The organism is Micromonospora sp. MP36, from assembly GCF_008119785.1.
Classification (GTDB): domain Bacteria; phylum Actinomycetota; class Actinomycetes; order Mycobacteriales; family Micromonosporaceae; genus Micromonospora.
The window spans coordinates 1-11,908 of sequence record NZ_VSFA01000159.1; the positions used below are offsets into that span (position 1 = coordinate 1).

11 protein-coding genes are annotated in these 11,908 nt (G+C 71.5%); 3 read left to right on the forward strand and 8 right to left on the reverse strand.

What is annotated here, in order from left to right; genetic code table 11:
• On the forward strand, window positions 1-698 hold a 698-nt coding region (locus tag FXF52_RS38440), incomplete at its 5' end, for an ABC transporter permease subunit (RefSeq protein ID WP_148804586.1).
• A gap of 39 nt (window positions 699-737) precedes the next feature.
• Here the strand turns inward: FXF52_RS38440 and FXF52_RS38445 are convergent.
• Both FXF52_RS38445 and FXF52_RS38450 read right to left on the reverse strand, forming a co-directional pair.
• Complete coding sequence (locus FXF52_RS38445) at window positions 738-938, reverse strand: hypothetical protein (protein ID WP_148804587.1); 201 nt, start codon at window positions 936-938, stop codon at window positions 738-740.
• Between the two features lie 50 nt (window positions 939-988).
• Window positions 989-1,999: a tyrosine-type recombinase/integrase gene (locus FXF52_RS38450; RefSeq protein ID WP_148804588.1), complete on the reverse strand. Its 1,011-nt coding sequence runs from the start codon at window positions 1,997-1,999 to the stop codon at window positions 989-991.
• A 78-nt stretch (window positions 2,000-2,077) separates the two neighbouring features.
• Here FXF52_RS38450 and FXF52_RS38455 point away from each other — a divergent pair, with 78 nt between their 5' ends.
• On the forward strand, window positions 2,078-2,716 hold the full coding sequence (locus FXF52_RS38455) for a hypothetical protein (RefSeq protein WP_255472826.1): 639 nt from the start codon (window positions 2,078-2,080) through the stop codon (window positions 2,714-2,716).
• A 214-nt stretch (window positions 2,717-2,930) separates the two neighbouring features.
• Here the strand turns inward: FXF52_RS38455 and FXF52_RS38460 are convergent, their stop codons facing one another.
• The 6 genes from FXF52_RS38460 to FXF52_RS38485 form a co-directional block, all read right to left on the reverse strand.
• Window positions 2,931-4,733: a CocE/NonD family hydrolase gene (locus FXF52_RS38460; RefSeq protein WP_187413968.1), complete on the reverse strand. Its 1,803-nt coding sequence runs from the start codon at window positions 4,731-4,733 to the stop codon at window positions 2,931-2,933.
• A gap of 470 nt (window positions 4,734-5,203) precedes the next feature.
• Window positions 5,204-5,551 (reverse strand): hypothetical protein, encoded by a 348-nt coding sequence (locus FXF52_RS38465; protein WP_148804591.1) that lies wholly within the window; start codon window positions 5,549-5,551, stop codon window positions 5,204-5,206.
• Between the two features lie 383 nt (window positions 5,552-5,934).
• On the reverse strand, window positions 5,935-8,325 hold the full coding sequence (locus FXF52_RS38470; RefSeq protein WP_148804592.1) for an excinuclease ABC subunit UvrA: 2,391 nt from the start codon (window positions 8,323-8,325) through the stop codon (window positions 5,935-5,937).
• Between the two features lie 86 nt (window positions 8,326-8,411).
• The gene (locus FXF52_RS38475) at window positions 8,412-8,822 is read right to left on the reverse strand and encodes a VOC family protein (protein WP_148804593.1); all 411 of its coding nucleotides are present in this window, start codon (window positions 8,820-8,822) and stop codon (window positions 8,412-8,414) included.
• Window positions 8,823-8,827: 5 nt separating this feature from the next.
• Window positions 8,828-9,277 carry a helix-turn-helix transcriptional regulator gene (locus FXF52_RS38480; RefSeq protein WP_148804594.1) on the reverse strand — a complete coding sequence of 150 codons (450 nt, stop codon included), beginning with the start codon at window positions 9,275-9,277 and terminating at the stop codon, window positions 8,828-8,830.
• Between the two features lie 168 nt (window positions 9,278-9,445).
• Window positions 9,446-10,384, reverse strand: a complete 939-nt coding sequence (locus FXF52_RS38485) for a DMT family transporter (RefSeq protein ID WP_148804595.1) — start codon at window positions 10,382-10,384, stop codon at window positions 9,446-9,448.
• Here FXF52_RS38485 and FXF52_RS38490 point away from each other — a divergent pair.
• The gene (locus FXF52_RS38490) at window positions 10,383-11,789 is read left to right on the forward strand and encodes a PLP-dependent aminotransferase family protein (RefSeq protein ID WP_148804596.1); all 1,407 of its coding nucleotides are present in this window, start codon (window positions 10,383-10,385) and stop codon (window positions 11,787-11,789) included. The two genes, FXF52_RS38485 and FXF52_RS38490, sit on opposite strands and share 2 nt — an antisense overlap.
• The last annotated feature ends 119 nt before the right edge of the window (window positions 11,790-11,908 follow it).

The following is an 11,908-nucleotide window of genomic DNA, read 5'->3' on the forward strand; positions in this document are numbered from 1 at the left end:
CCGCCGTCGACCTGCACCTCCGACTGGCCGGGCCCACCCTCGACGCCCCATTCGGCCACGACGCGCTCGGCCGCGACGTCCTCGCCCGCCTCGGCCACGGCGCCCTGCACACCTTCGGCACCGCCACCGCCGTCGGCGCCGCCGCCCTGCTCACCGGCCTGGCCGCCGGCCTGCTCCCACGACTGTCCACCGGCGCCATCGAGGTCGCCAACACCCTGCCACCCGTAATCGCCGGACTGCTGGTCGCCGCGGCGCTCGGGCCCAGCACCGCCGGCGCCGCCATCGCCGTCGCCGCCACCGCCTGGGCACCCCTGGCCGCCCACACCGCGGCCCTCGTCCGCGAGGAACACGGCAGCGGCCACGTACAGGCCAGCCGGATGCTCGGAGCCAGCCCCACCCGCATCCTCCGCACCCACGTGCTGCCCGGGGTGCTGCCCCTGGTCACCCGCCACGCCGTCCTACGCCTGCCCGGCATCGCACTGGCGATCGCCTCCCTCGGCTTCGTCGGGCTCGGCGCCCAACCACCCACCCCCGAATGGGGACTCCTGCTCGCCGAGGCCATGCCCTACGTCGAACGCGCCCCCTGGGCCGCGCTCGCCCCCGCCACCGCGCTGGCACTGCTCGGCGCGTTCGCCGTCACCACCGCCACCGCGATCCGCACGCGCCGGACCCGTCAGAACCCCGCCACCGCCACCTGACCGGCGAGACGAACACCACGCCCGCCCCCGACCGCCCGGTCAGGCGGTCGCCTGCCAGTGGTACGTCCACGGCGGCCCCGCACCGACCACCGGCTCCCGCACGTACAGGCCGTCACCGACCACGTCGACCTCACCCGGGTGCAACTCGGCCGGCGGGTCCCCGCGATCGTCCAGCTCCACCGTCGCGGTACGCCCGTCGGCCGGCCCACCCACGATCGGGACATCAGCTACGTCACGCATAGCTGCAGCATCACGCCCCCACGCCCGACCACACCCCGAACAGGCGAACCTCACCCCGCATCGACACCTCGATCACCCACCAGCGCCACCAACGCGCGATTCGTCCGGTTCGACCGCACCGCCGCCCGCTGCTGACCCGCCGTCACCTCGATGTACGTCTGCGACGACGCCAACGACGCATGCCCCAGCAACCGCATGATCTCCGCCGCGCTCGCCCCGTCCTCCGCCAACCGAGTCGCGAACGTGTGCCGCAACGCGTGCAACCGCGCCCCCCGCGGCACCCGGTCACCGATACCGGCCCGCCGGTAACAGGACTCCACCAGATACTGCAGCCCACCCCGGCGCAACGGCTCACCCCGCCGATCCACCAGCAACGCCGAGTCCGGCCGCACGTTGCGCGCGCCGAACCGGCGCCGCCGACTGTCCAGGTAGTCCGCCAGCACCCGGTCCAGACCCGCCTCGATCGGCACCGTCCGCGGGCGCCCGCCCTTGCCCGCCACGTCCACCCGCCGCTCGCCGGGCCGCCCGGCCAGCGACGCCACCCGCAACGCCAGCAGCTCCGACAGGCGCAGCCCGGCACACAGCGCCAGGGAAAGCACGGCCAGGTCGCGCTCCGGCCACGGGTCGCGCTGCCGGCCGTGGTCCCGGGCCACCGCCGTGAGGAGTTCCTCCGGGGTGTCCTCGCCGCGCAGCGGCTTGGGCTGGGGGAGCGGGGTGCGGGGCCGCCCCACCGCCGGCATCGGATTTCCCGGTACGACCCCCTCCGCCACCAGGAACGTGAAGAAGCTGTTCCAGGTGGACCAGGCCCGGTGTACGGAGGCGGCGGCGCGCGGGGCGGCGAACCGGGCGAACGCCGCCCGCATCACGCGGGGGGAGAGGGTGGTGATCGGCAGTTGATCGAGGGGGAGGGGAGTGGCCTCGTCCTCGCCGACCAGGGCCGCGACGGTGGTGAGGTCCCGCCGGTACGCCGCCAGGGTGTGGGGGGAGGGCTTGCGGGTGGCCCGGGCGGTCAGGAACTCCTCGATCAGTAGCCCTACCGACTCGTCCGGTTTGTCATGCATAAGGCACATTATGCATGATTTTCGCGTTCCGGTCACGCCCCGGCAGGGGGAGCGGGGCAGCCTGATTCACTGACTGACGTGATCACCCTGCGCGCTGTTGTCGAGGTTCCCGCATTCGATGAGACGCCGGCGTGGCCGGTGGGGGCGCCGACGGCGGGCGCCTGGCTGGCGCTGCATGCCGGCGGTACGCCGGAGGAGGCGGGCCTGTTCGTCGCGACCCTCGCGGACGGTCTTGACATGGACCCGGCCGGCGGCAGGGCCGAGGCGGTGGACGCCGTGCTACGCGAGGACCGGCTGGTGGTCGCCGGCGGGCTGCATCTCACGGACACCGCCACTGGGGTGACCGTACTGCCGGGCTGCTGCGCGGGGCTGGAGGACTGGCGGGAATGGACGCTGGCCCTCGCCGGCGGCTCACCATGGCTGGGTCACGACCCGAGCCCGGAGATCGAGGCGCTCGACGACCGGCTACGGGTGTGGCAGGACGCCGCCCGCCACACCGGCGCATACGTCGACCTGTCGCGCGTACGCCTGGCCGAACTGCTCGTGGGCGTGCAGCGCGACCTGACCGGCTTCCTGGCCCGCCTCGACGACTGGGCCCGCAGCAGCGGGCTCGGGTCGCGTGCCGGCTCGCTCGTGGCGGCGGTCGACCGGAGCCTCGCGGTCACCGCGCCGCTGGACCTGCCCCCTTCGGATGAGCGGCCCGAACAGTCAACTTGACATAATGTACATTATCGAATCTGACGTTGGGCCAGGTCAAACGGGACCTGAGCCGTCACTTCTCATTCGCCCTGGGCCACTCTCAACGCTGGCGGACGTTGCCCACACGCGGGCTGGGCGGCCTGACGCGTCACCTGGCGGGCGGTCCCTCACCTCGCAAGCCCTGGTGAGGGGCCGCCCGCTCGTTCAGGCAGTCAACAACGGGACCTCCTGGTCAGAAGCCCAGGCGGCCCGTGCCCCCCACGACGGGAAGCGTCAGGGTGCTGCCATTCAGGTACACGGTGACCTGGCTGCCCACCGCGGCCGCGTCGCGCGCCGGGCGGTTGGACGTCGGGTTCGCGTTGTAGTTGCCGGTGATGACGACGCCGATCCGGTGTCCGGCCGGGATGACGTGCTCGGACGGGAGGGTCTTCCACCGCACGTTGTACTCCTCGCCCGGCGTCAGCGCGTGGCTCCGTCGAAGGTCTGGCGAGTTCTTCACGTCGATGTGGCCCCAGGCCAGGACGCGCTCCGGCGTGATCGCGACGCTCGCCTCCATCGGTTCGGCGCACCCGGTCCGGTCGGCCAGGTCCTCGGGCTCGCAGGACTCCTGCACCACCTCCAGCGGGTCCTTGCCCGCCACGGTGACGGTCGGCCCCGGGCCGTAGTCGACGAGGAGGGCCGACAGCAGGGACGTCTCGGCCGTCGTCGACATCCGGACCGCCAGCTCCGGCGTGCCGGAGAGGCGTACGTCCGCAGTGAGCGGAGGGGTGACGTACGCGAGCCGGCCGGGCTTGGTCTGCTCGGCGTTACCGATCTTGACGGCTTGCGACTCGATCTGGTCGACGAAGCTCTGCGCGGGGTTGCCCTTCGGCGCGTTGAGCGACAGGGTGCCCGCCGCGTCGGCCGTCGTCGGACCGAAGCGCAGGTCCACCTTCTCGGCGTTGGCGTCCGGCCAGGTCGAGTGGGTTTCCCAGGTGCCATCGGGACGCTGGATGTCCGCCATCGGCTCGTCCATGATCCCGTTGGGGATGTCGTACAGCCAGTGGTCCATCCACCTGTGCATGACCGCCTGCCACTCGGTGAGCCGGAAGCTGGTCGGGTTCACGTGGGCGCCGCGGTGGAGCCAGATCTTGCGTGGCATCTGGCGCTTCTCGACCTCACGCCACAGGTCGGCGAAGTGCATGGTCTTGACGTTGAAATCGGTGAGACCGTGCACCATGAACACGGACGTGTCCACTGTCTTGATCTTGTTGGCGTCGGGCAGGTAGTTCCGTTCCTGCCAGAACGGGGTGAAGTCGGAGGCGCTGGCCTCCTCGGCGTCGCCGAGCCCGGTGATGACCGACTCGCAGGCCGGCGCTGACGCCGAACCCGGTAGCGTCCGGCCGACGGAGACGTAGTCGGCGAGGTACTCGGTGTACCGGGAGTTGACGTTCTCGCTCCAGGTCGACCAGGCGATCCCCTGGTCGTTCACGTACCGGTACCAGCTGGAGATCGCGGAGATGGGCACCACGGTTCGCAGGCCGGGTACGCCCTGGGTGGCGACCGCGTTGGGCAGGGTGCCGACGTAGGACACGCCCTGCATCCCCACGTTCCCGGTGCTCCAGTCGGCGACCGCCGCGCTGCCGTCGTGGTGGAAGCCCGGCGCGCGGCCGTTGAGCCAGTCGACGACCGCCTTGATGCTGATCGTGTCCTCGGGCCCGCCGGTGGTCGGGCAGCCGAAGGACCGCCCGGTGCCCTGCATCTCCACTTGGACGACGGCGTAGCCCCGGGGGACGAAGTACTCGTCCCACCAGCCGGGGAATCCGCGGGTCTTGTCTGGCAGCGGGTCACCGGGATCCCGGCCGTAGTACGGGCTGGCCTCCATGATGGTGGGCACCCGCAGGCCCGCTTCGGTCTCCGCTGGCCGGATCACGTCGACCTCGATCAGATCCCGGCGGCCGTCGGCGTCACTGTCCATCGGCGCCTCGACGTAGACGACCTCCTGGACCGCCTCGCCGTACGAGAAGACCGGTTGCGTCACACCGTTTTCGATCACGATCCCGGGTGTGTCCGCTGTAGCGCTCGCCGAAGCGGGCGCACTCATGATCACGACCCCGACAGCAGTTCCGACGGCTAGCAGTCGCCGCACAACTCCCATGTCCCTACCTCCGTCAGCTCCAGAGACACATGGTTGATACAGCGTGGTCGATATTGATCGAGTGGGTCAATGACCATCCGTAGTGGAGAGGCTCTCCCCCGTTACGACAGATGTCGTGCGGTATCGACGGTCCCGGTGTTGACGATGCGACCGGAGCCCGTGCCTGTCCCGTCGCCAGACCAGCATCAGCCTGTCCAGACGCGACACGCTCTCCCCCGCATCCTGGGCGTTCCGTGGGCCGCCACGACGGTGCCGTTGCAGTGCACATGCCGGCCGACCCGCCGGGTTGTCGCCCGCGTGGAGACGATCACCCGGCAGGTCGGCCGGCAGGCGTTCAGGCGGTCGCGCTCAGCGAACCGAGGGCATCGTCACGTGCCAACCCGGTCTACGACGACGCGGACGCACTGCGCGGCGACGTACCTGGCGAACAGGCCGTAGTCGACCCAGATCCAACGATCGGTGGTCGCGCCGCAGGCGGTGTAGTACCCGCCGCTCTCGCTCGAGCAGGACGAGCGAATGTACTGGCCCGCATTGAGCGTGCCAGCGGCCGAGGCGGACGTGGTCTTGTCGTTCCGGACGGTGACGGCGCTGACCCCTGCCTTCGGAGTGACCGAGCAGATGTTCGCGCTGGCCGGGCCGCTGATGAGGAACACCGAACCGACCAGCGACGTGAGCGTCGCCGCGGTCCCGGCGGCGAAGCGTCTCTTCAAGGTCATCGGACACCCTTCGATTGATGGTCGTGCTCACCGCCCCCGTGGCGGCGCATCGACGCTATTCGGTATCCGTCGCTGGTGAATCGGGGGAATCCCTATCGATCAACCAGCCGGGCGCCACCGCGGGTATTCGTTGTCGCCAATCTCCGCCCGTGGCCGGTCTCCCCTCGCCCACGACGCGATGGTGAGGATTTTCTCTGCTGGCGCGGACGGTGAGCCCTGCCCGGGGCGCCAGTTGATGCGGGCACTGAAGGCGAGCGCCTACCAAGGCGGCTCGTGTACTGACGAGCCGCCTTGGTAGGCGCACACACGACGTCCCGAACGGGCGTCAGCGGTGCTGCTCCCCCGTGCTGATCGAGCGCCACGCGAGGTGCCGGGAGTCCCCGTCAGGCGCCGACGTAGGCCGCGAGGTGCTCGCCGGTGAGGGTGGAGCGGGCGGCGACGAGGTCGGCGGGGGCGCCCTCGAAGACGATCCGGCCGCCGTCGTGGCCGGCGCCGGGGCCGAGGTCGATGATCCAGTCGGCGTGTGCCATGACGGCCTGGTGGTGCTCGATGACGATGACCGACTTGCCGGAGTCGACGAGCCGGTCGAGCAGGCCGAGCAGATGCTCCACGTCGGCGAGGTGCAGGCCGGTGGTCGGCTCGTCGAGGACGTAGACGCCGCCCTTCTCGGCCATGTGGGTGGCCAGCTTGAGCCGCTGCCGCTCGCCGCCGGAGAGCGTGGTGAGCGGCTGGCCTAGGATGAGATAGCCGAGTCCGACGTCGGCGAGCCGGTTGAGGATGGCGTGCGCGGCCGGGGTGCGGGCCTCGCCGGCGCCGAAGAACTCCTCGGCCTCGGTCACCGACATCGCGAGCACCTCGCTGATGTCGCGGCCGCCGAGGTGGTACTCCAGCACCGATGCCTGGAACCGCTTCCCCTCACACTCCTCGCAGATGGTGGCGACGCCGGCCATGATCGCCAGGTCGGTGTAGATGACGCCGGCGCCGTTGCAGGTGGGGCAGGCGCCCTCGGAGTTGGCGCTGAACAGTGCGGGCTTCACGCCGTTGGCCTTCGCGAACGCCTTGCGGATCGGGTCGAGCAGTCCGGTGTACGTTGCCGGGTTGCTCCGCCGCGAGCCCTTGATCGCGCCCTGGTCGACCGACACGACGCCCTCTCGGCCGGACACCGAGCCGTGGATGAGCGAGCTCTTGCCCGATCCGGCCACGCCGGTCACCACGACCAGCACGCCGAGCGGGATGTCGACGTCGACGTCGCGCAGGTTGTGGGTGCTGGCGCCGCGTACGGGGAGCATGCCCGACGGGGTCCGTACCGACGGCTTCAGGGACGCCCGGTCGTCCAGATGGCGGCCCGTGAGGGTGCCGCTGGCACGCAGCCCGTCGACGGTGCCCTCGAACACCACCTCGCCGCCGCCGACGCCGGCGGCGGGGCCAAGGTCGACGACGTGGTCGGCGATCGCGATGGTCTCCGGCTTGTGTTCGACGACCAGCACGGTGTTGCCCTTGTTCCGCAACTGGAGCAGCAGGTCGTTCATGCGCTGGATGTCGTGCGGGTGCAGCCCGATCGTCGGCTCGTCGAACACGTAGGTGACGTCGGTGAGCGACGAGCCGAGGTGGCGGATCATCTTCACGCGCTGCGACTCGCCGCCGGAGAGCGTGCCGGAGGACCGGTCGAGCGAGAGGTAGCCCAGCCCGATCTTCACGAACGAGTCGAGGGTGTGCTGCAGCGCGGTGAGCAGCGGCGCCACCGACGGCTCGTCGAGTTCGCGGAGCCAGGCGGCCAGGTCGCTGATCTGCATCGCGCAGGCGTCGGCGATGCTGGTCCCGTTGATCTTCGAGGATCGGGCGGCTTCGCTGAGCCGGGTGCCGCCGCAGTCGGGGCAGGTGGTGAAGGTGACCGCGCGGTCCACGAACGCCCGGATGTGCGGCTGCAGCGCCTCGCGGTCCTTGGACAGCATCGACTTCTGCAGCTTCGGGATCAGCCCCTCGTAGGTGAGGTTGATGCCGTCGACCTTGACCTTGGTCGGTTCCTTGTGGAGGAGGTCGTGGAGCTCCTTCTTGGTGTACTTGCGGATCGGCTTGTCCGGGTCGAAGAAGCCGCAGCCGGTGAAGATGCGGCCGTACCAGCCGTCCATGCTGTAGCCGGGGATGGTGAGCGCGCCTTCGTTGAGCGATTTGGAGTCGTCGTAGAGCTGGGACAGGTCGATGTCGGAGATCCGGCCCATGCCTTCGCAGCGGGGGCACATGCCGCCGGTGATGCTGAAGCTGCGGCGCTCGACCGTCTTGCCGCCACCGCGCTCGATGGTGACCGCGCCCTTGCCGCTGACCGAGGCCACGTTGAAGGAGAAGGCCTGGGGCGAGCCGATGTGTGGCTGCCCCAGTCGGCTGAAGAGGATACGCAGCATCGCGTTGGCGTCGGTGACGGTGCCGACGGTGGAGCGGGGGTTGGCGCCCATCCGCTCCTGGTCGACGATGATCGCGGTGGTCAGCCCTTCGAGCACGTCGACCTCGGGGCGGGCGAGCGTCGGCATGAAGCCCTGCACGAAGGTGCTGTAGGTCTCGTTGATCAGCCGCTGCGACTCCGCGGCGATCGTGCCGAACACCAGTGAGCTTTTGCCGGAGCCGGAGACGCCGGTGAAGACCGTCAGCCGGCGCTTCGGGATTTCGACGTTGACGTCCTTGAGGTTGTTCTCGCGCGCGCCGTGCACGCGGATCAGGTCGTGGCTGTCGGCGTCGTGCGGCGCGGGCGATCGGGTGTCGGTCCTCGGGGCGGTGGTCATCGTGTCTCCATCAGTTGTCCGTCGGCGTGGCCACCGGCGGCGCCTCGCGTCCGGGTCAGTGGGCGGGTGGTGTCGGCCGGATGGTTTCAGCGCAGCTGGTTGATGCGGATCAGGTTGCCGGTGGGATCGCGGAAGGCGCAGTCGCGGACGCCGTACGGCTGCTCGGTGGGCTCCTGGACGACGTCGGCGCCGCTGGCCTGCAGCCGGTCGAAGACGCCGTCGAGGTCGTGGGTGGCCAGGGTGATGGCGGTGTAGCTGCCCTTGGCGATCAGTTCGAGGATGGTGCGGCGCTCGTCGTCGGTGATGCCGGGGTCGGTGGCCGGTGGGTGCAGGACGATGGATGTGCCCGGCTGGTTGGGGGGACCGACGGTGAGCCAGCGCATGCCGCCGTAGCCGACGTCGTTGCGTAGCTCGAAGCCGAGGGTGTCGCGGTAGAAGGCCAGGGCGGCGTCGGCGTCGGTGTGCGGGAGGAAGGCGTAGTGGATGCTGATGTCCATGGCTGTCAGGCTAGGTGCGGCTCCGTGACGGGGGCTTCTCGATTCCTGATCGGTCTGGTCACCTGTTTGGCGAGGCACGGTGGCATCTCCGCCGTCACGTGGGCGGTTTGGGTGCGGTAGGTGCTCGGGGGCACGCCGACCAGCTCGGTGAAGCGGGTGCTGAAGGTGCCCAGGGACGAACAGCCGACCGCGAAGCAGACCTCGGTGACGCTGAGGTCGCCGCGGCGCAGCAGCGCCATGGCGCGCTCGATGCGCCGGGTCATCAGGTAGGAGTACGGCGACTCGCCGTAGGCGAGGCGGAACTGGCGGCTGAGGTGTCCGGCCGACATGTGCACGCCGCGGGCGAGCGCCTCGACGTTCAGCGGCTGCGCGTACTCGCGGTCGATCCGGTCGCGGACGCGACGCAACAGTGCGAGGTCGCGCAGGTGCTGCGTGAGGTCGGGTCGGCTGCTCACCTGCGTGATCGTGCCACGTGGCGGCGGGGTTTGCCCAACGTTCCACCCGGGCGTGTGTCTGGTTCCTCCCGGTGGTCGCCCGGCTGCGCCGCTCTGTGATCCGCTCGCGGCGCCCGTTGTGGCGGACTCCGCCTTCACGGTTCTTCTCCCCCGCCTGGCCGTCGGTGGTCAGGTCTTTGCGACCGCGGGGGTCGGGGCGCGGTGGCGGGTGCGTTGGGTCAGAACGACGCAGGCCAGCACCACCAGCGCCGCCGCGATCGAGGCCGGGGTGACGCTCTCGCCGAGCAGCAGCGCCGACCAGACCAGGGTGAGCACCGGTTGGGCGAGCTGGATCTGGCCGACCTGCGCGATGCCGCCCCGGGCCAGGCCCGCGTACCAGGCGAAGAAGCCCAGGAACATGGACACCGCGGTGAGGTAGCCGAACGCCGACCAGGCGGCGGCGTCGGCGTGCGGGGGGTCGGCCACGGCGGCGACGGCCGTGATGGGCGCGGTGACGGGCAGCGAGAGCAGCAGCGCCCAACAGATGGTCCGGGCGCCGCCGAGTTCGCGGGCGAGCGCGCCGCCTTCGGCGTACCCGAGGCCGCAGAGCGCGACCGCCGCGAGCAGGGACAGGTCGGCCAGGGACAGGGCGCCGTGGACGGCGCCGCTGGCGCCGAGGAAGGTGAGCACGGCCAGCAGCCCGCCGGCGCTCGCGGCCCAGAACAGCGGCGGCGGGCGTTCGCCGGCCCGCAGCACCGCGAACACGGCGGTCGTGGCGGGCAGCACGGTGATGACGACCGCGCCGTGCGCGGAGGTCTGGGTGATGAGGGCCAGCGAGGTGAACAGCGGGAAACCAACGACGACGCCGAGGGCGACGATCGACAGCCGCCGCCATTGGTCGCGGGTGGGTCGGGGCGCGCCGGTGAGGCGCAGGTACGCCCAGGCCAGCAGCGCGGCGCCGGTGGCTCGACCGAAGGCGACGAACCAGGGGCCGAGTTGCTGGACGGCGACGCGGGTGGCGGGCAGCGACATGCTGAAGGCGAGCACCCCCAGCGCGCCGAGGGTGAGGCCGATGATCCGGTGCGCTGTTACCGTGCTGGCGGTAGTAGCGCTACTTTGATCCTTCATGAGTTACGGTAATGCAGCCGAGCGCGTTATCCAAGATCTGCGTGGGCTCGTGGCGGCCGCGGATCCCGGCACCCGGCTGCCCTCGGTCCGCGAGTTGACCGCCCGGCACCAGGCCTCGCCGGTCACCGTCGCCGAGGCGATCCGGCAGTTGGTGGCGCAGGGGCTGGTCGAGACCCGATCCGGCCGGGGCACCTTCGTGGCCGCCCCGCCGGATGAGCGACGCGCCCCCGACCTGTCCTGGCAGACCGTCGCGCTCGGCCCCGGCCGGCCAGGCGGGGAGGAGATGCAGGCGATGCTGGCGTTACCGCCGGCAGGGGCGATCCCGCTGTCCGGCGGCTACCTGGACGCGGATCTGCAGCCGGCCGCCGCGCTGGGCGCGGCGCTCACCCGCGCTGCCCGGCAGCCCGCGTCGTGGCAGCGGGGACCGGTCGAGGGGCGTGCGGATCTGCGCGCCTGGTTCGCCCGCGAGGCCGGGACCGGGCTGCGCGCCGACGACATGGTGATCTGCCCCGGCGGTCAGGCCGCGCTGTCGACGGCGTTGCGGGCGCTCACCGCGCCCGGCGACACCGTGCTCGTCGAGTCGCCGACCTACCTGGGCGCCCTGGCCGCCGCCCGGGCGGCCGGGCTGCGGGTCGTGCCGGTGCCCGCCGACGCCGACGGCGTACGGCCCGACCTGCTCGCCGCCGCGTTCGCCCGTACCGGCGCGCGACTGTTCTACTGTCAGCCGCTCTACGCCAACCCGACCGGTGCGACACTGGCGGCTCACCGCCGGGCTGCGGTCGGCGACGCCGTACGCGAGGCCGGGGCGTTCCTGATCGAGGACGACTACGGTCGGGACCTCACCGTCGACGCGGCGGCCCCGCCGCCGTTGGCCGCCGACGACCCGGACGGGCATGTCATCTATCTGCGCTCACTGACCAAGTCCGCCGCACCCGGCCTGCGGGTCGCCGCGATCGGTGCCCGGGGTCCGGCCGGCGCCCGGCTGCGTTCGGCCCGGTTGCTCGACGACTTCTTCGTCGCCGGGCCGCTGCAGCAGGCCGCGCTGGAGTTCGTCACCGCGCCGGCCTGGACGCGGCACCGTCGCGGCCTGCGTACCGCGCTGCGGGCCCGGCGCGAGGCGCTGCTGGCCGCGCTGCGCCGGCACCTGCCGGGACTCGTCCCACCGGCGGTCCCCCGCGGTGGCCTGCACCTGTGGGTCCGGCTGCCCGACGGCGCCGACGACGTCGCGGTGGCCGCCGCGGCTGCCGCCGAGGGCGTCGTCGTCTTCCCCGGCCGCCCCTGGTATGCGGCCGAGCCGCCGGCGCCGCACCTGCGCCTGACCTGCGCCGCGGCCCCACCCGATCTCATGGACGAGGCGGTGCGCCGGCTCGCTCGCGCTCTCCGGCGGGAGACGGCGCGGTCCTAGCGTCCCTGATCAGCTTAGTGATCCTGAGTCGGATTGTGTTTCCGGGATCGTTTCCCACCGTGGTGGGGTCGCGTGGGCGTGGAAGTGGAATCCTGCGCCCAGGGCGGCTCCGCGTGGCT